Here is a 20,769-nt window from a genome sequence, read left to right as displayed (position 1 = left end):
CGAGGCGCCACCCCGTCTGGTGCCACGGCGCCCATCCGCTTATATCCTGCCGATGACCAATCGAGACTTCGGGCGCACGGGGCGCCCCTCCGCTTTCGAATGGCAGTGCGCGCCATGGTGAAGACGTCGGACGAACTGGCGCTGATGCGCATCTCGGGCCGGCTGCTCGCCTCGGTGTTCGAGATGCTCGACCGACAGGATCTGGTCGGCATGTCGACGCTGGCGATCAACGATCTAGTCGACCGCTACATCACCCATGATCTGGCGGCCCGCCCGGCGAGCAAGGGGCAATATGGCTTTCAATATGTCCTGAACTGCTCGATCAACCATGTCGTCTGCCACGGCGTTCCGGACGCCGGGGCGGTGATCCGCGACGGCGATATCGTCAACCTCGACATCACGCTCGAGAAGAACGGCTTCATCGCTGATTCGAGCAAGACCTATATCGCCGGCACGGCCTCGCCCGGCGCCCGTCGGCTCGTGCGGGTCGCGCAGGAGGCGATGTGGAAGGGGATCGGGCAGGTCCGGCCCGGCGCCCGGCTCGGCGACATCGGCGCGGCGATCGACCGGCACGCCAAGAAGAACGGCTATTCGGTCGTCCGCGACTTCTGCGGCCACGGTATCGGGCGCGAGATGCACGAGGAGCCGCAGGTCCTGCACTTCGGCCGGCCGAACACCGGGATGGTGCTGCGCGAGGGCATGGTCTTCACCATCGAACCGATGCTCAATCAGGGCACGCGCAAGGTCTCGACTGCCGAGGACGGCTGGACGGTGACCACCGACGACGGCAGGCTCTCGGCCCAGTTCGAGCACACGGTCGCCGTCACCCGCACCGGCGTGGAGGTGCTGACCCTCCGCCGTGACGAGAGGCCGCCGACCGCCCTCGCCCGCTGACAAGCGTTACACGGTGAGGACGCTGCTGCCCTGCGTCTCTCCGGCCTCCATCGCGCGATGCGCGTCGGCAGCCCGTTCGAGCGGGAAGGTCTGGCCGATCAGCGGCCGGATCGCGCCACGCGCCAGCATGTCGAACACGCGATCGACCATCGCCTGCCGCTCCGTCTGGCTCGTCGCATAGTCGAACAGCGTCGGCCGGGTGACGTACAGGGAACCGTGTGCCGACAGCGTGCCGAGATTGACCCCGTCGACCGCGCCGCTGGCATTGCCGTAGCTGACGATGATGCCCCGGCGCGCCGCCGCCTTCAGCGAGACCTCCCATGTCGCCTTGCCGACCCCGTCGAGCACCACCTCCGCACCGCGATCGTCGGTAATGGCCCGTACGCGGGCCGCGACATCGTCGTCGCGATGGTTGAGGACGTGATCGGCGCCGGCGGCACGGGCGATCGCGGCCTTTTCCGGAGAGCCGACGCTGCCGATCACGGTCGCGCCGATCGCCTTCAACCAGCCGACCAGCAGATGCCCGACGCCGCCGGCGGCCGCATGGACCAGCACCGTCTGCCCCGGCTGGACCTTGGCGCAGGGTTCGACGAGCATCATCACCGTCGCACCCTTCAGGAGCAGGGCGGCGGCAGTCCGGTCGTCGACCGCGTCCGGCAGATGGACGAGCTCGGCGGCAGAGACGTTGCGGGCCGTCGCATAGGCGCCCCGGGAGGGACCGAAGGTCCCGACCCGGTCGCCGACATGGAAGCCCTCCACGCCCTCGCCGACCGCCTCGACGATCCCCGCCGCTTCGGACCCCAGCCCGCCCGGCAGCTCGATCCTGTAGAGTCCGCTGCGGTGATAGGCGTCGATATAGTTGAGCCCGACCGCCGTGGAGCGGAAGCGGACCTCGCCGGCCGCCGGGGGCGGCAGGTCGACATCGATCCACTCGATCACCTCGGGCCCGCCGGTGCGGGTGATGCGGGCGGCGCGGGCGGTATCGGTCATCATCGGTCCTTTCTGGCGGGCGACAACGCCGCAACGGGGTCGGCGATCCTCAATAGTCCCGCGACACGCGCACGTTGACGCTCTGCCGGCCGAGCGTCGAGATGCTCGACAGGAGCGACAGCCAGCGCGTCACCTGGAACTCGACCCGGGTCGCCGAATAACCCTGCCCGTCGGTGACGATCTCGGCGAACAGCCGGCGCGTCACATATTTGCCGGCGGCGATCGACGTGCCCTGCCCGGTCTGCGGATCGGCGGGCAGGATGCGCAGCCGGTCGAGGCCCGCGGCGCGGCGCACCGCATTGATCGGGTTCAGGCCGTTGCCGCCATCCTGCAGCGCCGCCACCGCGGCGGCCAGCTGGAGCGCTTCGGGAGCGGACAAATTGGTGATCGAGGTCCCGAACAGCAGCCGCGACAGAAGCTCGTCCTGCGGCAGCGCCGGCGTGCTCGTGAAGCTGATCTCCGGCTTCAGCGCGGTCCCTGCCACGCGGATCGCGGCGTTCAGTCCGGTGACGCCGGCGTTCGCCTCGATATCGAGGACGGGATTGGCGGGCACCGCGCCGTCGAAGCGGATCACCCCGCGTGACAGTTCGAACTCGCGCCCGGCGAACTCATAGTCGCCGCGGACCAGATTGGCGCGGCCGGTGATGGCCGGATTGTCGGGCGCGCCGCCGATCTTCAGGTTGGCCGACCACTCGCTGCTCAGACCCAGGCCGGTGACCATCACGCCGCCCCGCGCCCGCGCGCTCAGCGCCAGCGTCCAGGGTGCGGTCGGCGCCTCGTCCTCATCGTCGCCGCCCGGCACGTTGATCTCGCGCACTCGCAGCTGCGGTGCGGCGGTCGCCGTGCTGGCCCGTCCGAGGCGATAGGAGGCCCTGTCCAGCGTCAAGTCGCCCGCGATGGTGCCGCCCGCGCCGTCGGAGCGGAAGGTCAGCGGGCCGCTGACCGTCGCGCCGATATCGTCGCGGGCGATCATCACCGCCCGATCGGCGTCGAGCCGGATGTCGAGGCCGATGCCCTTGGGCGCGGCGAAATCGAACTGTCCGGTGCCCGTCACGCGGCCGCCCTTGCCCGCGGTGGCGGCGAAACGGTCGATCGCCAGCCGCGACCCGGCGAAGCGGCCGCTCGCCGCGACATCGGTCAGCAGCGTTCCCGTCGTCGCGCTTTCGATCCGCGCGCTGTTGGCCTGCACCGCGCCGCGGATCTGCGGGTCGGACAGGCGCCCCGTGAGGTCGGCACCGATCGCCACCGGGCCCGACAGGTCGAACAGCTCGACCCCGCTCAGCCGCCACAGCGCATCGGCCGGCCCGGCATAGCGCAGCTGCGCGAACAGGCCGGCTTTTTCCAGCCGCTCGACCAGCGAGCCGGAGCCGAGCGGCGTCAGCCGCGCCTGAGCTCGCCCGACCGTCTTGCCCCCCGAGGCCATCACCGCCCGGATCCCCGCCCGATCGGCGGACAGCACGGCCGCCACTCCCATGTCGATCGGCGCGGAGGTGAGGATCAGTCCCGATCGCGTCATCCCGCGCACGGTGAGGTCGAGCCGCCCGGTCGGTACGCCTGCGGCATCCTCGGCATAGCGCAGCGATCCGGAGGCGCTGCCGCCGAGGCCGAGCCCCGGAAAGCCGATGTCGAGGATCGATAGCGGCAGCCGCTGGCTTCTCGCCTCCACCGCCAGGCCGCCGGGCGACCAGCGGCCGGCCAGCTGGGCCTCGCCCCCGGCGAAGGTCAGCCGCGTCGGCGCAAGGCGCCAGCCATCTCCGTCGCGCGTGACGAGCGCGGGCTCGGCCAGCGCGAGCGGGCGGCGGTCGAGCGTGCCCTGGGCCGAGACGGTGAAGCCGTCCGGGCGGATCTGCGTCACGGTCTGGATGTCGAACGCGCGGCCCCGGCTCCCGGCGACCGAGGCTCGCACCTCCCCCTGGCTGCCGCGCAGATGCGCGCTCGCCGCAAAGCGCGAGAGCCGTATGCCGCCCCAGCGGAGCCCGACTCCGCGCGCGGTGCCGTCGATCACCGCGCCGGCGGGATCGAGCACCAGGCTGCCCGTCACCTGCGCCTGACGGACCGATGCGCCGGAGAAGCCGGCATTGGCGAGGGCGAGCTGCGCGTCGATGCGCTGCCGGTCGCGCTCGGGACGGAAGACGAGCGTACCTGCGACCGGGCCGGTCAACGCCAGGCGGCCGTCGAAGCCGCCATCGACGATGCCGAGCCGCCCCGTCGCGCGCGACCCCGCCACGTCGAGCGCGGCGACGGCGATCGAGGCCTGTCCTTGCGGCGGCAGCAGGATCGTGCCCCGCGCCCGGAACGGCCCCAGCCGCGAGCCGCCCTCCGCCATGACCGCAAAGCCCTCGGGCACCGGGTCGAGATGCGCCCGCACGCTCATCAGGCCGAGCGCCGCAATGGGGCTGGCGAGCCGCAGGTCGATGACGGGCTTTTCGATCCGTCCATCGAGTACCAGTGCCAGCGGGCCGTAGCTCGCCTGCCGCCCGCTACCCTCGAAGTGGAAGGTGCCGTCGCGCCGTCGAAAGCCGTTGCCGGTCAGGGTCAGGGTCGGCGATGTCAGCCGGGCATTGGTGAAGTGCAGGATGCCGTCGGTCGTCCGCTCCAGGGCGGTCTCGATCCGGGGCAGGCCGCCGGTCAGCGAGCGGAAAAAGCTGTTGTCGAGGCGCCGGACCACTGCCGTGCCCCGACCCACGATCCGCGTGCCGCGCCCGCCCGGGCCCGGCACCACCGACAGCGTCGAGTCCACATCGACGATGCCGATGCCTGGAATCAGATAGCGGCCGAGCTTCCCGCCCAACCCGACCCGATACTGGCCGGTACGCAGGTCGAGGAGCAGCGCCACCGTGCCCGTCAACCGGTCCGAGCGCAGCCGCAGGCCCTGCCCCGTCAGCGTCGGCGGATCCAGCACCAGCACGCCGTCGATCGCCACGTTGCGCAGGATCCCGCCCGCGACGTCGCCGACGCCGGTCAGCCGGTCCGCGGCGACGCGGATCGGAATGCGCGCGGGGAAGCGCGACAGTCGCCCCTGCCCCGCCGCGCGGGCGCGCTCAAAGCCAGTTTCGTCGAAGGCGAGCCGCTCTGCCGTCAGCCGGTAGTCGTAGCCGGCGGTCGCGAAAGGTCCGTCGAGAATGGCACGCAGGGCTATGGCCCGTCCGCTCATGTTCGGGAACAGCGCCTCGGGCCGCGCCAGCCGCGCGCTGATCCGCACATTGCGGTAATAGCCTGCGGCGAGGTCGATCTCGCCCGTCGTATCGATCGCGAGCGCGCGCGATCGTAGCTGCAACCGGCCGTCGAGCCGTCGATGCGCAAAACTCGCCTCTCCGGTCACCGCGATCCGGGGCGCGGTCAGCCGCTGGGCCTTGCCGGAGAGGAGCGGCGCGGGCGCGAGCGTGCCCGAAAGACCGTAGCGGCCGGCCTCGGCGGTCAGGGCCAGATCGACCAGCGGCGCGCCCGCGACCAGCCCCTTGGCGGTACCCCGCCAGCGGCTCCAGCTGCCCGCACCATCGATGCGCAGCACGACCGGGCCGCGGCCGCCCGCAAGCTGCGCCAGAAGTCCGTCGCGCCGCCCGGCGGCACGCACGTCCACATCGAACCGGTCCCGGTCGGGCTCGGCGTCGATCACCAGCGACAGCCGGTCGGTGCCGGCCGCCATCGCCGCAAGACGGATCCGGGCGCGCCCGGATCGGATATCCGCGCGGCCCGCCGCCTGCAGCGTCCTCGCCGGACCCGCCACACCGGGTGCAAGGTCGAGCCGGGCGATACGCAAGCGGCCGATATGGATGTCGAGGTCGGGCAGCACCGGCCCCTGCCGCCCGCTCGGGCGGGTCCGCGGAACGCGGGCGAGCCGCGCGACCGGTACGTCGAGGCTCTCGATCGCGAGCTCGTTACGCAGCCACCGCCATGGCCGCCAGTCGAGCTCCACCCGCGGCGCCGCGAAGACCGGGCCATCGAGGTCGGACACGACCAGATCGCGAATGGTCACCCGGTCGTACAGCGATCCTTCGAGCCGACCGACGTGGAAGGACAGGCCCGTGGGCGTGCGGATCGCACTGATCCGCCGGGCGACGAGATCATGGCCCCAGGGCGTGTCGACCGCGACCAATGCCGCCACGACGATCGCGACCAGTGCCAGCAGCAGCCCGGCGAGCCAACGCCACAGCCGCCTCAAAATGCCTGCCCCAGCGAGACATAGACGGTGACGCGCGAGTCGCCCGGCTGCGGGTTGATCGGCGTGCCCACATCCAGGCGGATCGGACCGAAATTGGAATAATAGCGGACGCCGAGCCCGGTGCCGTATCGCAGCCCGGTGAAGCGGGGCAGCGCGTCGGTATAGATGTTGCCGGCGTCGAGAAAGGGGACGAGACCGAAATTGCCGAACAGCCGGATCCGCGCCTCTGCGGCGAACTCGGTCAGGCTGCGTCCGCCGATCGGATCGTTGTTGGGATCGCGCGGTCCGATCGACTGATAGCCATAGCCTCGTACCGAGGCGCCGCCGCCCGCATAGAAGCGCCGGGATGGCGCCACCGCGTCGCGCGGCGCGCCCAGGATGGTCCCCAGGCGCGTCCGGGCCGCCAGCACCACGCGCTCGCCCACGCTGCGGTAGAGGCTCGCGTCGAACTGGGTGCGGGTATAGCCGAAGGCGGCGCCTTGCAGCGACAGCTCGGGGCTCACCCGCCCGCCGAGGCGGAAGCCGCGGCTGGGGTTCAGAAGGTCGTCGGTGCCGTCATAGACGAGGCTTGTCGGCAGCGCGCCGATCAGGAAGGTGCGCCGGCGCGGCTGGCCGGTCGACGCGATCACGTCGCGCTCGTCCGAGGCGAGCAGCTCGGCGCCGAGCGACCAGGTCCATGCCTTCTGGAAGAAGATGTTGGTCTGCCGTTCGAGCGATCCCGACAGCGAATAGGTCTTCGCCTCATAGGCGTCGCGGTTCTGATGGGCGGCGGCGACCTGCAGGGTCAGGACCCGGTCGCGGCCCTTGAAGTTGTTGCGGCGGAAGACCAGCGACGAAAGCTGCTCCTGCGTGCCGAGAACGCTGCGGATCGTCAGCGCGCCTTCGGGCGGGAACAGGTTGCGGTGCGTCCAGCTCAGCTCCAGCCGCGCGCCCTCGCCCGTGCCGTAGCCGAGTTCGCCGGCCACGGTATGGGGCGGCGCGGGATCGAGCTTCATCGCGAGGTCGACCGTTTCCGGGTCCCGCCCCTCGACCGGGGTCAGCGCCACCGCGGAGACGAGCCCGGACTGGATCAGCGCGCGGCGCAAATCGTCGACGCTCCCGCGATCATAGGGATCGCCGGGGCGGAAGCGCGCGATCTCGCCGACATGGTCGGGCTGGAACACACGATTGCCCGGCAGCGCGACGATGGCGCCGAAGCGGCGCTGCCCGCCCGGTGCGACATCGAGCGCCAGCGTCGCGGTGCGCGCGCTGCGGTCGACGACCAGTTCCGGTTCGCCGACCCGCGCGAACGGAAAGCCTTCGCGCCCCGCCATGGTGGCGACCGCGGCCGTGCCGTTGACCACGGCATCGGCATCGACCGGATCGCCCTGCCGGACGCCGAACGCGCGGGTGAGGTCGTCCGCCTTGTTCCCCGCCGCCTCCACCCCCGCCAGGGTGACACCGGCGAAACGGTAAAGCCCGCCCGGCACCGCCTCGAGGATCACCTGCGGCTTCGCGCCCGCCTCGATCCGGCTGGTGACCTGCGCGTCGTAATAGCCGGCCGCACGCAGCAGCGAGACGAGCAGCGCCGCGTCTTCGCGCGCGCGCCGGTCGAGCTGCGCCGCGTTGGCGAGCTCGCCGTCATTCGCCTTCAGTGTCGAATTGTCGGCGAAGCGCTGGCGGAGCAGCGGCGTGGCCACGGAGTCGATGCCCTCGATCCGCCAGCCATAGCGCCGCTCGGCGGCTGCATCGGTCACCGCCGCCGCGGCGCCGGGATCGGCCGGCGCGGTCGACAGGTCCGGCCATTCGACGCCGATGTCCGGCAACGGCGCGAGGGGCGAGTCTGGGTCCAGCGTCGGGGTGCCGGCCGCGCCCGTCTCCCCCGGCGGCGACGCGGTCTGCGCCAGGGCGGGCGGCACCGGCAGTCCGGCAAGAAGGATACCGGCGCCGGCCAGAGAGCGGCCTGCCCGCCGTACGCGGCACGACATGGCGCCGGTCTTAGGGTTCATCGACAAGGGAGACAACGGTCGGCGGCGTCTGTTCAGTCGCCGTCCGCCGTGGCAGGAAGACGCGCGATGACAGACCGCCCGCCGCCCCGTCCCGCCTCGCCGCTCGCCGGTGGTCCGCTCGTCGCCCTCGGACCGCTGCTCGGCGCCGCGGTGGGTTTCGCGTTCGGGGAAGCGACTCCCGGCGCATTGGCCGGGCTTGCGCTCGGCGTCGGCGGCGCGGTGCTGATCTGGTGGCGCGGCCGCCAGGCCTGAGCGTCAGTCCGCCAGGATCAGCGCGTCCAGCGCGACGGCGCCCTCCCCGTCCGGATAGGCGACGACCGGATTGAGATCGATCTCCCGGATGTTCGGCGTACCCGCGAGCAGCCGGCCCACCGCCAGCACGATGTCCGCCACCGCGCCGGTGTCGAGCGGCGGCGCACCGCGGAAGCCGTCGAGCAGCGCGGCGCTCTTCAGGCGGCGCAGTTCGGCGATGACGCCGTCGCGGGTCAGGTCGTGGGGCAGCAGACGCACGTCGTGGAACAGCTCGGCGGTCACCCCGCCGAAGCCGATCAGGATCGCCGGCCCCCAGGCGGGGTCGTTGCGCGCACCGACGATCAGTTCGGTTCCCCGCGCGCCCATCGCCTCGACCAGCGCTCCGTCGAGCGCGATCGCCGCGTCATAGGCGGCGACATTGGCGAACAGCCGCGCCCAGGCGGCATCGAGCGCCGCGGCATCGGCGATGTTGAGAAGGACGCCGCCGGCATCGCTCTTGTGGCTGAGCGCGGCAGATTGCGCCTTGAGCACGACCGGATAGCCGACCTGCGCCGCGATCGCCTTGGCGGCCTCGACATCCGTCGCGAACCCGCCCTGGGGGAAGGGCACGCCCAGTGGCGCGAGCAGCGCCTTGGCCCGATATTCCGGCACGACGCCGGCCGGCACCTCGACCGCGACCGGTGCGAAACCGGCCGTCGCCGCGTCGCGCCCCGCCGCATCGATCAGCCGTGTCAGCGCGCGAAAGGCGCGGTCGGCAGATGGGAAGTACGGCACGCCCGCCGCGCGCAGCCCGGCGATATGCTCCGGCGGCACCGGGGCGCCGTCGTCCAGTCCGGCGAAGATCACCGGCTTGTCGGGCGAAAGCGTCTTCACCGCGTCGGTGATCGGCGGGAACTTCCGTGCCGCGGTCGACGGGTCGGTCTGGATGATCCCCAGCACCACCGCGGCATAGGCGCGATCCGCCAGCAGCGGGGTCAGCGTCCGGCGATAGAGGTCAGGATCGACCAGGGCCTGCGCGGTGAGGTCCATGGGATTGGAGACGCCGATGAAGTCGGGAATGGCGGCGCGCATCGCCGCCTCCGTCTCGCCCTCGACCGGCGGCAACGCCAGCCCAATCCGCTCGGCGAGGTCGAGCGTCAGCGCCTTGAACGCGCCCGATTCGGTCAGCACCGCGACGCCGCCTGCCCCCACCGGCTTTGCACGCGCGACGATGTCGAGCACGTCGCCCAGTTCCTCGAGGCTCTCGACCAGGATCACGCCCGCGCGCGTCACCTTGGTCTTCATCAGCTGCCAGTCGCCGGCCATCGCGCCGGTGTGGGTCGCGGCGCTCTCGCGCGCGGCGCTGGAGGTGCCGGGGTGGAGCAGCACGATCCGCTTGCCCGCGGCCGTCGCGCGCGCCGCCAGGTCGAGGAAGCGCGCCGGCTGGCGGAACTGCTCGACGATCATCCCGATCACCCGCGTATTCGGCTCGTCGATCAGATGGTCGACATAATCCTCGACCCCCGACGCCGCCTCGTTGCCGGTCGACACGGTGATCGAGATGCCGAGGTCCTTGGCCATCAGCGTCGTGCCGAGCACGACCGCCATCGCCCCGGACTGCGAGACGATGCCGACGCACGGCTTTCCGGCCAGATCGAGCTTCGGCGTCTCGACGAAGGTCAGCGGCACGCCCGCCAGATAGTTGGTCATGCCCAGACAGTTGGGCCCCTCCACCACCATGTCGTGGGCCCGTGCGATGCGGGCGACCTCGGCCTGCGCCGCCAGCCCTTCCTCGCCGCCCTCAGCAAAGCCCGCGGAGAAGATCACCGCCGCGCCCACCCCGCGTTCCGCCAGCGCGCGCACGGCGTCGAGCACCGCGGGACCGGGAATGGCCAGCACCGCCGCGTCGACGCCCGCCGGCAGCGCTTCGATCGAGGGCAGGCACGGCCGCCCGGCGATCGTCTCGCGCTTCGGATTGATCAGGTGGATGTCGCCCGCGAAATCGTGACGGACCAGATTGTCGAGTACCGAGCGGCCGAGTGCGCCGGGCTTGTCCGAGGCCCCCACGATCGCGACCGAGCGGGGGGCGAGCAGGCGTGCGAGATCCATGGCGGTAGGTCCGTCGATTGGGCGTGCAGGAGGATGCCCGGCCGCGCGACGCGACCGGGCACGAGCGGGTCAGGCCTTGCTGCGGTCCTTGTCATAGGCGCCGAGGCCCGGCTTGTAGGTCTTTTCGTCGATGAACTGGCGGATGCCTTCCTTGCGGCCCTCGTTATCGAAGCTGTTGGCCGCTTCCTGCGCGCGGATCAGATAATCCTCGGCATTGTCGTAGGTCATGTCGGAGACGCGGCGGATCGCATCCTTGGTCGCCTTCAGCGCCACCGGGTTCTTCTTGAGCAGGATCTGCGCGACCTCGTTCACCCGCGCCTTCAGCTGACCCAGCGGATGTGCCTCGTTGACGAGGCCCCATTCGGCGGCGGTGCGGCCGTCGACATTCTCGCCCATCATCGCGTGATACATCGCCTTGCGGAACGGCATCAGCTCGACCGCGACCTTGGTCGCGCCGCCGCCGGGCAGGATGCCCCAGTTGATCTCCGACAGGCCGAACTGCGCCTCTTCCGCGGCAAAGGCGAGGTCGCAGGCGAAGAGCGGGCCATAGCCGCCGCCGAAGCACCAGCCATTGACCATCGCGATCGTCGGCTTCTGATACCAGCGCAGCCGCCGCCACCAGCCATAGCTCTCGCGCTGCGCCTGCCGCGTCGCGCCGAGCCCCTTGGCCTCGGTCTCGCGGAAATATTCCTTCAGGTCCATGCCCGCCGACCAGGCGGTCCCCTCGCCGCTCAGCACCAGCACGCCGACGTCCTGCCGGAATTCGAGGGCGTCGAGCACGTCCATCATGTCGCGGTTGAGCGTCGGCGACATGCAGTTGCGCTTTTCGGGCCGGTTGAAGCGGACCCAGGCGACCCCGTCCACCACGTCATAGGCGACGACGCCGTTGCTGCTCAGTTCGGTCATGCGAAATCCTCGGGATAGAGAGCGTTCATCAAGACGGCCGCCCGCGGCGTCACGTCACTTCGTAGAAATCGATCACCACATGGTCGGGCAGGCGCACCCCCCGGGCGACGAACAGCGTCCGCCGCAGCCACTCATGCTGGCCCTTGCCGACGGTGAAGCGCGGCACGGTGCGGAAGTAGTAATCGTCCGGCCCCACCGCCTCGCCCCGCGCGATCCGGTCCGATACGGCCGGGGTCGCGGTGCGCACGCCGCTGTTGACGATGTCGATCACCGTCCCGTCGGCCGTGCGCAACGCATAGCGGGCGTTCACCTCGGTCAGACCGTCCGGCCCGATCGCCTGCCAGTCGCCGCCGCCGGGCAGCACCGTGCCCGACAGGCGGGGGCCATAGACCCGCCCGCCGGTGATCGGCACGAAGCGCATCCGCTTGCCGTCCACCTGTCCCTGCTCGACCGGTGCGGCCAGCTCGACCCGCGCCGAGAACGCCCAGCGCAGCGCCGGTGCGTTCGCCGCCGGCCGGTCCTGCGCGACCGCGGCCGCGCCGGCCAGGCCAAGCATCGCCACCGCACAGGCTATTCCAAGCGTGTCGCCGATCATCGGATCAGATCGGGAAATGGCCGGGCTGGGTCTCGATCGTGATCCAGCGCAGCTCGGTAAAGGCGTCGATTCCGGCGCGACCACCGAAGCGGCCATAGCCCGATGCCTTCATACCCCCGAACGGCATCTGCGCCTCGTCATGGACGGTCGGCCCGTTGACGTGGCAGATGCCCGACTTGATCTGGCGCGCGACGCGCAGCCCGCGCGCGGTGTCGCGGGTGAAGACCGCCGCCGACAGGCCATATTCGGTATCGTTCGCCAGCGCGATCGCCTCCGCCTCGTCGCGGGCGCGGGTGATGCCGACGACCGGCCCGAAGCTTTCGTCGCGGAACAGCTTCATCGCGGGCGTGACCTTGTCGACGACATGGGCGGGCATCAGCACGCCGTCCGCCTCGCCGCTGTTCACCGCCACTGCGCCCTGCGCCACCGCATCCTCGACGAGCGACCGGACGTGCGACACCGTCTTGGCGTCCACCACCGCGCCCAGCGGGGTATTGCCCTGCCGCGGATCGCCGACCTTCAGCGTCGCGACCTTCGCCCGGAACTTCTCCACGAACGCGTCGGCGATCGCATCGACCACGATGATCCGCTCGGTCGACATGCAGATCTGGCCCTGGTTCATGAAGGCGCCGAACGCCGCGGCCTTGACCGCCTCGTCCAGATCGGCATCCTCCAGCACGATCAGCGGCGCCTTGCCGCCCAGTTCCAGCAGCACGGGCTTCAGATGCCCCGCGGCGCGCTGGGCGATGATCCGGCCGACATGGGTCGAGCCGGTGAAGTTGATCCGCTTGACTTCGGGGTGGTCGATCAGCGCACCCACGATCGCGCCGGCATCCTGCGGCGCGTTGGTGACGATCGACACCGCCCCCTCGGGCAGCCCGGCCTCGGCAAAGGCCTCGGCGATCAGGCTATGCGTGCGCGGGCACTGCTCGCTCGCCTTCAGCACCACCGTATTGCCGCAGGCGAGCGGCACCGCCACCGCGCGCACGCCGAGGATGATCGGCGCATTCCACGGCGCGATGCCGAGCAGCACGCCGACCGGCTCGCGCAGCGCCATGGCAATGCAGCCGGGCTTGTCGGAGGGGATGACCTCGCCGGAGATCTGCGTGGTCAGCGCCGCCGCCTCGCGCACCATGGAGGCAGCCAGCATCAGGTTGAACCGCGCCCAGCCCTCGGTCGCACCGATCTCGCCCATCATCGCGTCGACGAACTGGTCAGCCTTCGCCTCCAGCGCCGCCGCCGCCTTGGTCAGCAGCGCGCGGCGGGCGTTCGGTCCCATGGCCGACCAGATTGGAAAGGCCGCTGCCGCCGTCGCCACCGCCGCATCCGCGTCCGCCACCGTCGCGGCGCGCACCCTGGTCGCGACCTCTCCGGTCACGGGGTTGATTCGGTCGAACATGGCCGCATTCTCGGCCTCCAGCACAGCAGTCATGCGCCTCTCCTCTTATTGTTATGAGACATAACCTAAGGTCGAAGAGCAGGCAAGTCCGTCTCGCAGCAATTTGCGTGGGATGACGGTCTAGTCGCCGCGCGCCTCGATCCGGCTGAGCAGATCGAGCAACGTCGCCCGCTCCTGCGCCGACATGCTCCCCAGCAGCCGCTCCTCATGGTCGCGGATTCGCACCAGGGCGTCGTCGAGCGTCGTCCGCCCGCGATCGGTCAGCGTGAAGGTGAAGGCCCGGCGATCCTCCGCCGACACTTCGCGCGTCACCAGCCCGGCGTCGACCAGTTCGTTGACCAGGCTGACCATATTGGCCCGCTGGATGTTGAGGGCGCGGCCGACCATGCCCTGGTTGATGCCCGGATTGGCGGCGATGATCGACAGGATGCCGACCAGTACCTGCCGCATCCCCGTGCCGCTGACCGCCCGGGCGAAATCCGCGCCGACCACCGCGGACGCGCGACGCATATGGTAGCCGACCAGATCCTCCAGCGGCCCCAGCCGGATCGCATCGTCGTTATCGCCTGCCGCCATCATGTTCTGCCCCACTCGTCCGATCGCGACCGGTATGCGCCTTGCGCCCGTCCCTCAAGCGGCGATCCGCTTGCGCAGCGCGACGAGCGCGATCGCCGCCACCAGCGATCCCGCCGCCATGGTCGCGGCGACGCCGGGCAGCGCATAGCCGGCGGCGAACAGCGCACCCGCCAGCGCCGGCGCCGCCGCCGACCCACCGCGGCCGACGCCGATCACGAATCCGGTCGCGGTGGCTCGAACCCCGGTGGGGAAGGCGCGCGCGATGAGGGCGTAGAGGCCGACGACGCCGGCATTGGTGCAGAAGCCGGCGATCCCGGCGACCAGCGAGAGCGTGCCGAGATCGGTCCATTTCTGTCCGAACCAGGCGACCAGCAGGGTCGACAGCAGCATCGCCCCGACCGTCAGCGCCAGCAACCGCACCCGGGCGGTCAGCAGCCCCAGCAGCAGCGACCCCGCGGCACCGCCGACACTGGCCCAGACCAGCACGCCCGCCGCAGCCGAGGGCGCGAACCCCATGTCGACGACGATCTTCGGTATCCACTTCAGGATGAAGTAGAACGTCATGATGTGCGCGAGATAGGCGAGCGTCAGCAATATGGTCAGCGGCCGCAGGTCCGGCGAGAACAGCGCGACGACCGGGGCCTGACGGCGGCGCGGCTCGGGCTCGGGCAGCGCCGCGACCGTCGGGTGGCCCATGCGCGCCAGCACCGCGTTCACCCGCTCCAGCGCGCCGGCGGGGCGACGGTGCATCAGGAAGGCAATCGACTCGGGCGCGCGCCACAGCACCAGCGGGATGAAGGCCAGGGTCACGAGCGCACCGAACACGAAGACCGCGCGCCAGTCGTAGTGCGTGAGCAGTTGCGCGGAGATCGAGCCGCCGACGACGCTGCCAACCGGATATCCCCCCGCCATCAGGACGACGCAGAGCGAACGCTGGCGCTCGTTCGCCGCCTCCGCCACCGCAGCATTGGTCGCGGCGAGCATGCCGCCGATCCCCAGTCCGGTCAGCACCCGCCAAACGCAGAGGCTGGCGATCCCCGCCGCGCTCGCCGCGCCCATCATGCCCGCCGCCATGACGCACAGGCAGCCGAGGATGGTCGCACGCCGGCCGATCCGGTCGGCGATCCCGCCGAGCACGAGCGAGCCGAGCGCCATCCCGACCAGCTCCATCGACAGGACGATGCCGAGCGCCGCCCGGTCGATGCCCCAGTCGGCGGCGATGCCGGGCGAGGCGAAGCTGATCGACAGGACGTCGAAGCCGTCGAGCGCATTGAGCCCGACCATCACCGCGACGATGCCCCATTGGAACCGCGACATCGGGGCCTGATCGATCATCGCGCGCGGATCGCGCGGGGCCACGCCGATGCCGTCCATCCTCATCCTCTCCCCCGCGACCGTCGCGGCCGCATCTTTGTTATGTCTTAGATCATTCTACCGGGAGCGGATCAAGCCTCTGCCATCTCCTCGCCCGGCAATGCCTCCGTATCGATCTGCGCCTGCGCGGCGGCGGCGTAGCGCGGGCCGCGGATCGCGCCGGGTGCGAAGATCGCATCGATCCTCGCCTGCGTTTCGCCGTCGAGAGTCGTCTGCGCCGCAGCGAGGTTCTCGTCGAGATGCGCGATGCTGGTCGTCCCGGGGATCGGCACGATATCGTCCCCGCGCGAGAGCACCCAGGCGAGCGACAGCTGGGCCGTGGTCAGGCCCAGTTCGGCAGCCAGATCGGCGAAGGCGGCGACCGCGCGAAGATTGTGCGCGAGCAATGGATCGCGAAAGCGCGGCATGGTCAGCCTGATGTCGCCCGGCGCATAGGCGTCGGCGGCAACCCCGCCCGCCAGCAGGCCGCGGGCGACCGGCGAATAGGCGACGAGCGCGATCCCCCGCGCGCGGCAGGCATCGAGCACGCCTGCCTCCGGGTTGCGGACGATGGGCGAATATTCGTTCTGCACGGCGGCGATCGGGTGGACGGCGTGCGCCCGCGCGATCGTCGCCGCCGACATCTCCGACAGGCCGAGCGCCCGGATCTTGCCCGCCTCCTTGGCGCGGACGAGCGCGCCGACCGAATCCTCGATCGGCACCTGACGGTCGAGCCGGTGCAGATAGTAGAGATCGATATGGTCGGTTCCCAGCCGGGTCAGCGCCGCGTCGAGCGTCGCCGCGATCGCCTCGGGCCGGCCGTCGAGCACTCGCTCGCCGTCGCGCATATCGAGCACGCATTTGCTCGCCAGCACGAACTCCTGCCGCCGGTGCATCACCGCCTTGCCGAGCAGCGCCTCGTTCCGCCCGCCGCCATAAAGTGCCGCCGTGTCGAGCAGCGTCACGCCCGAATCGAGCGCGTGGTTGAGCAGCCGGATGCCCTCCGCCTCGGACGGCGGCACGCCATAGGCATGGCTGAGGTTCATGCAGCCAAGGCCGATCGCGGACACCGCGAACGCGCCGATCCGGCGCTGCGGCAGCTGGGTCATAGCGGCAGGCCCACATAATTCTCCGCGATCGCGGTCTGCATCGCCCGCGAACCGGCGACATAGTCGAGTTCGGCGACCTGCATGCGGTGCTCGAACGGGCCGTCGTCCGGAAAGCGATGCATCAGCTTGGTCAGGGTCCAGCTGAACCGTTCCGCCTTCCAGATCCGGGCCAGCGCCCGCGCCTGATAGCCGAGCAGCGCCGCCTCGTCATCCCGCTTCACCTGCGCGATGAGGGCATCGGCGAGATAGGCGACGTCGGATGCGGCGAGGTTCAGCCCCTTCGCCCCGGTCGGCGGCACGATATGCGCGGCGTCCCCAGCCAGGAACAGCCGGCCCCGCCGCATCGTCTCGAAGACGTAGGAGCGCAGCGGCGCGATCGACATTTCCAGCGCCGGGCCGCGCACCACCGGCCGGTCGGCCAGCGGCGCGAAACGGCGGTCGAGTTCGTCCCACAGCCGTTCCTCGGGCCAATTCCGGATGTCCTCGGTCAGCGGCACCTGGATGTAATAGCGGCTGCGCGTCGGCGAGCGCATCGAGGCGAGCGCGAAGCCGTCGACGGTGTTGGCGTAGATCAGCTCCGGATGGCAGGGCGGCACATCGGCAAGGATGCCGAGCCAGCCGAACGGATAGGCACGCTCGAATTCCGCCCCGTCGCCGATCGCCTTGCGTGAGGGACCGTGGAAGCCGTCGCATCCCGCGATGAACTGCGCGTCCACCCGGAGGCTCTCGCCATCCTTCGTGTAGGTGACGAACGGCGCATCGCCGTCGATCCCGTGGATCTCGACGTCCTTCGCTTCGAAGACGATGTCGAGCCCGCGAGCGGGAGCCGCCTCGATCAGGTCACGCGTGACCTCGGTCTGACCGTAAACGGTGACGTGCCGACCGGTCAGCGCCTTGATGTCGATCCGCACGACCTGGTCGTCGGAGGCGAGATTGAAGCCGTCCTCCACCATGCCTTCGGCATTCAGCCGCTGGTCGATGCCGAGCCGGTGCAGCAGGTCGGTCGTCACCGTCTCCAGCACGCCGGCGCGGATGCGGCTTTCGACATAGTCGCGCGTCTGGCGTTCGAGCACGACGCAGTCGATTCCCTCCGCGCGCAGCAGATGGCCGAGCAGCAACCCCGCCGGCCCCGAACCGATGATCGCGACCCGGGTCTTCATCGCCCGGCGAGCTGCTCTTCGAGCTGGCCGAGCACGCGATAGCAGGGCAGCACCTGCGCGACCGAGCTGTTGGGCTCGCGCCCCTCGCGGATCGCCGCGATGAATTCGCGGTCCTGCAATTCGATGCCGTTGCTCGACACCGCGACCCCGCTCAGGTCCACCGGCTCCTCCCGGCCCGTCACCAGATCGTCGTAGCGCGCGATCCAGGTACCAGTGTCGCAAATGTAGCGGAAGAAGGTGCCGAGCGGCCCGTCATTGTTGAAGCTGAGCGACAGGGTGCAGATCGCGCCGCTCTCCGCCTTCAGCTGGATGGACATGTCCATCGCGATGCCGAGTTCGGGATGGATCGGCCCCTCGAGCGCGTTCGCCTGCACGACCGGCCCGGCCTGATAGGCGAACAGGTCGACCGTATGCGCGGCGTGATGCCACAGCAGATGGTCGGTCCAGGACCGCGGCTCGCCCTTGGCGTTCATGTTCTTGCGGCGAAAGAAATAGGTCTGCACGTCCATCTGCTGGACGCTCGCCTCGCCGGCCGTGAACTTGTCGTGGAGATACTGGTGGCTGGGATTGAAGCGCCGGGTATGCCCGACCATGCAGACCAGGCCGGTCTCCTGCTGCTTCCTCAGCACCGCCTCGCTGTCGGCCCAGCTGTCCGCCAGCGGGATCTCGACCTGCACATGCTTGCCCGCCTCCATGCACTGGATCGCCTGCGCGGCGTGCATCTGGGTGGGGGTGCAGAGGATGACGGCATCGACGTCCTGCTGCAGCGCCTCGGCCAGATCGGTGCAGGCATGGCCGATGCCATATTTGTCCGCGATCGCCTGCGTCGCGTCCAGCCGCCGGCCGACCAGGCTGACGACCTCGACGCCGTCGATGTTCTTCAGGCCGTCGAGGTGCTTCTCCCCGAACGCGCCGGCCCCCGCGAGAGCGATTTTCATGACTTCAAACTCCGATCGTCACCCCAGCGAACGCTGGGGTCTTGTGCCGCGTGAGACCCCAGCCTGCGCTGGGGTGACGGCTAGTCGCCCGGCCGCAGCACGATATGCCCGACCGCGGTATTGCTGGCGGGCACATGGTAGAAGCGGTGCAGCTCCTCCGCCTTCGCGCCCAGCGCGCCGCGCATGATCAGCCACATGACCAGCTCGATCCCCTCGCTGCCCGCCTCGCGCAGATACTCGATATGCGGCATGTGGCGCAGCGCGTCGGGATCGGCGGTCAGCTTGTCGAGGAACGCCGTGTCCCAGGGCTTGTTGATCAGCCCGGCGCGCGGCCCCTGAAGCTGGTGGCTCATCCCGCCCGTACCCCAGATCTGCACGTTGAGGTCCTCGCCATAGCTGGCGACCGCGCGCGCGATCGCCTCGCCCAGCGCCCAGCAGCGATTGCCGGAGGGCGGCGGATAGGTGACGACGTTGACCGCCAGCGGGATGACCTTGACCGGCCACGCCTCGGGCTGGCCGAACATCACCGACAGCGGCACGGTCAGCCCGTGGTCGACGTCCATCTCGTTGATGATGGTCATGTCGAACTCGTCGAGGATCAGGCTCTGCGCGATATGCCAGGCGAGATCGGGATGGCCCTCCACCTTCGGCACCGGGCGCGGTCCCCAGCCCTCGTCGGCCGGCGCATATTCCTCGCCGCAGCCGATCGCGAAGGTCGGGATGAACTTCATGTCGAAGGCGGAGGCATGATCGTTGAAGACCAGGATCACGACGTCGGGCTTCTCGTCGCGCTCGAACGCCTTCACCCATTCGTAGCCGGCGAAGACCGGCTGCCAATAGGCATCCCCCGTCTTGCCGTTGTCGAGCGCGGCGCCGACCGCGGGAATGTGGCTCGAGGCGATACCGGCGGTGATGCGGGCCATCAGCGGCTCCCTTCTGAATCGGACACGGGTGAATTGGTGATCTCGGCCGCGGCATCGGCCACCGCGGCCAGCGCCGCCTGGTCGCGCAGCGAGCGGACGCCCTCGGGGCTGCGGCCGCCGGCGATCATCATCGCCTGATAATCTTCGGTGCTCATCCCGGTCATCGTGCCGACCGCCTGGATGAAGCTCTGCCCGTCGGTGGAGAACAGCTTGGCGAGGAAGTAGATATTGCCGCCTTCGTCGAGCAGCGCGTTATAGTCGCGCTTCAGCACCCCCTCGCGCTGCGCCGGGGTCAGCTTCCATTCGGACAGATAGGCCGCCTCGTCCGCCTTGAACCGCGCGCGGTTCTCCGGCTTCATCAGGCTCATCGCGAACTGGTTGAGGTGATAGCCTGCCCGCGCCCGCCTGGCGGTGTAGACGCGGGTGCCGGGGATATCGTCGAACTCCGCCAGATAGGCGTGGATGTCGCGGGGCGCGGTCATGCGGGCGTCTCCTCGGGCCAGTAGAGGCGCATCGGATTGTCGACGAGCAGTCGGTGCTGCAGCTCGGCGGTGGGCGCGATGCGCGGGATCATGTCGACCAGCCAGCCGTCATCGGGCATGTGGCCGACCATGTTGAGATTGGGATGCGGCCAGTCGGTGCCCCACAGCACCCGCTCCGGAAACCGCTCGACCACCGTCTTCGCGAAGGGGACGAAATCGTCGTAGGTCGGTGGCCCGGACTTCGACAGCCGCTCGGGGCAGGTCACCTTCGACCAGATATTGTCGCGCTCCATGAAGCGCAGGAACTGGGCGAACTCCGGCCCGTCCGGCGACTTGGTGACATCGGGCCGGCCCATATGATCGACCACGACGGTCGTCGGCAGGCTGGTGAAGAAGTCCCACTTCTCCGCCAGATCCGCCGCCTCGAAGTAGACGACGATATGCCAGCCGAACTCGGCGATCTTTTCGATGATGCCACGATAATAGGCGTCGGGCTTGGGATCGACGAGCCGCTTCACATAGTTGAAGCGCACGCCGCGGACGCCTGCCTCATGCATCGCGGCGAGCTCGTCACGGGTGATGCCGCTGCCGACCGTCGCGACGCCCCGCGCTCTGCCGCCCGCATGGACCAGCGCATCGACCATCGCGCGATTGTCGGTGCCATGGCAGGTCGCCTGCACCACGACGTTGCGGTCGAAGCCGAGGAAGTCCCGCAGCGCGTAGAGCTTGTCCCGCCCCGCATCGCAAGGCGTGTATTTCCGCTCCGGGGCGTAGGGGAAGACGTCGCCCGGACCGAATACATGGCAATGCGCATCGACCGCCCCCGCGGGCGGGACGAAGCGCGGCTTGGTCGGGTTCGGGTGGAACGGCAGCCAGTTCGCGTCCATCAGATCCTCCCCAGCTTGCTGGGGAGGGGGACCGCCGCGAAGCGGTGGTGGAGGGGAACTTCGGCAA

17 protein-coding genes are annotated in these 20,769 nt (G+C 70.1%); 2 read left to right on the top strand and 15 right to left on the bottom strand.

The features are described 5' to 3' along the window. Positions 1–114: 114 nt before the first annotated feature. Positions 115–894, top strand: a complete 780-nt coding sequence (gene map, locus IEX18_RS10725; protein WP_188659397.1) for a type I methionyl aminopeptidase — start codon at positions 115–117, stop codon at positions 892–894. Between the two features lie 6 nt (positions 895–900). Here map and IEX18_RS10720 read toward each other — a convergent pair whose 3' ends face one another. The 3 genes from IEX18_RS10720 to IEX18_RS10710 are packed head-to-tail and all read right to left on the bottom strand — an operon-like array spanning position 901 to position 8,013. Next, positions 901–1,887: a quinone oxidoreductase family protein gene (locus IEX18_RS10720; protein WP_188658774.1), complete on the bottom strand. Its 987-nt coding sequence runs from the start codon at positions 1,885–1,887 to the stop codon at positions 901–903. A gap of 46 nt (positions 1,888–1,933) precedes the next feature. After that, complete coding sequence (locus IEX18_RS10715; protein WP_229664526.1) at positions 1,934–6,046, bottom strand: translocation/assembly module TamB domain-containing protein; 4,113 nt, start codon at positions 6,044–6,046, stop codon at positions 1,934–1,936. Next, positions 6,043–8,013, bottom strand: coding sequence for an autotransporter assembly complex protein TamA (locus IEX18_RS10710; protein WP_188659395.1), 1,971 nt, complete (start codon positions 8,011–8,013; stop codon positions 6,043–6,045). The genes IEX18_RS10715 and IEX18_RS10710 overlap by 4 nt, the downstream gene beginning before the upstream one ends. 87 nt (positions 8,014–8,100) lie before the next feature. Between IEX18_RS10710 and IEX18_RS10705 the strand changes: the two genes are divergently transcribed. After that, entirely contained in the window at positions 8,101–8,286 is a 186-nt protein-coding gene (locus tag IEX18_RS10705) for a hypothetical protein (RefSeq protein WP_188658772.1), read from the top strand. A gap of 3 nt (positions 8,287–8,289) precedes the next feature. On the opposite strand, the gene IEX18_RS10700 is transcribed toward IEX18_RS10705, so the two are convergent. The 12 genes from IEX18_RS10700 to IEX18_RS10645 form a co-directional block, all read right to left on the bottom strand. Further along, positions 8,290–10,374: an acetate--CoA ligase family protein gene (locus IEX18_RS10700; RefSeq protein WP_188658770.1), complete on the bottom strand. Its 2,085-nt coding sequence runs from the start codon at positions 10,372–10,374 to the stop codon at positions 8,290–8,292. A 69-nt stretch (positions 10,375–10,443) separates the two neighbouring features. Beyond that, complete coding sequence (locus IEX18_RS10695) at positions 10,444–11,280, bottom strand: p-hydroxycinnamoyl CoA hydratase/lyase (RefSeq protein ID WP_188658768.1); 837 nt, start codon at positions 11,278–11,280, stop codon at positions 10,444–10,446. A gap of 49 nt (positions 11,281–11,329) precedes the next feature. Then, positions 11,330–11,875: a DUF3237 domain-containing protein gene (locus IEX18_RS10690; protein ID WP_188658766.1), complete on the bottom strand. Its 546-nt coding sequence runs from the start codon at positions 11,873–11,875 to the stop codon at positions 11,330–11,332. Between the two features lie 4 nt (positions 11,876–11,879). After that, on the bottom strand, positions 11,880–13,307 hold the full coding sequence (locus tag IEX18_RS10685; RefSeq protein ID WP_188658765.1) for an aldehyde dehydrogenase: 1,428 nt from the start codon (positions 13,305–13,307) through the stop codon (positions 11,880–11,882). Positions 13,308–13,394: 87 nt separating this feature from the next. Next, entirely contained in the window at positions 13,395–13,853 is a 459-nt protein-coding gene (locus IEX18_RS10680) for a MarR family winged helix-turn-helix transcriptional regulator (RefSeq protein ID WP_229664524.1), read from the bottom strand. Positions 13,854–13,904: 51 nt separating this feature from the next. Beyond that, complete coding sequence (locus tag IEX18_RS10675) at positions 13,905–15,224, bottom strand: MFS transporter (protein ID WP_188658764.1); 1,320 nt, start codon at positions 15,222–15,224, stop codon at positions 13,905–13,907. A 71-nt stretch (positions 15,225–15,295) separates the two neighbouring features. Continuing rightward, positions 15,296–16,312 carry an aldo/keto reductase gene (locus IEX18_RS10670; protein ID WP_188658762.1) on the bottom strand — a complete coding sequence of 339 codons (1,017 nt, stop codon included), beginning with the start codon at positions 16,310–16,312 and terminating at the stop codon, positions 15,296–15,298. Further along, a complete protein-coding gene (pobA, locus tag IEX18_RS10665) occupies positions 16,309–17,472 on the bottom strand; it encodes a 4-hydroxybenzoate 3-monooxygenase (RefSeq protein WP_188658761.1) in 1,164 nt (387 codons plus the stop codon). The genes IEX18_RS10670 and pobA overlap by 4 nt, the downstream gene beginning before the upstream one ends. After that, positions 17,469–18,410 (bottom strand): Gfo/Idh/MocA family oxidoreductase, encoded by a 942-nt coding sequence (locus IEX18_RS10660; RefSeq protein WP_188658759.1) that lies wholly within the window; start codon positions 18,408–18,410, stop codon positions 17,469–17,471. Before IEX18_RS10660 ends, pobA begins: the two co-directional genes overlap by 4 nt. An 80-nt stretch (positions 18,411–18,490) precedes the next feature. Then, the gene (locus IEX18_RS10655) at positions 18,491–19,333 is read right to left on the bottom strand and encodes a class III extradiol dioxygenase subunit beta (protein WP_188658757.1); all 843 of its coding nucleotides are present in this window, start codon (positions 19,331–19,333) and stop codon (positions 18,491–18,493) included. Beyond that, the gene (ligA, locus tag IEX18_RS10650) at positions 19,333–19,815 is read right to left on the bottom strand and encodes a protocatechuate 4,5-dioxygenase subunit alpha (protein ID WP_188658756.1); all 483 of its coding nucleotides are present in this window, start codon (positions 19,813–19,815) and stop codon (positions 19,333–19,335) included. Before ligA ends, IEX18_RS10655 begins: the two co-directional genes overlap by 1 nt. Continuing rightward, positions 19,812–20,702 carry an amidohydrolase family protein gene (locus IEX18_RS10645; protein WP_188658754.1) on the bottom strand — a complete coding sequence of 297 codons (891 nt, stop codon included), beginning with the start codon at positions 20,700–20,702 and terminating at the stop codon, positions 19,812–19,814. Before IEX18_RS10645 ends, ligA begins: the two co-directional genes overlap by 4 nt. Between the last annotated feature and the right edge of the window lie 67 nt (positions 20,703–20,769).

Origin of the sequence: Sphingomonas metalli, assembly GCF_014641735.1 — a bacterium.
Classification (GTDB): Bacteria; Pseudomonadota; Alphaproteobacteria; order Sphingomonadales; family Sphingomonadaceae; genus Sphingomonas; species Sphingomonas metalli.
This window is presented reverse-complemented; position numbering and strand designations above follow the sequence as displayed.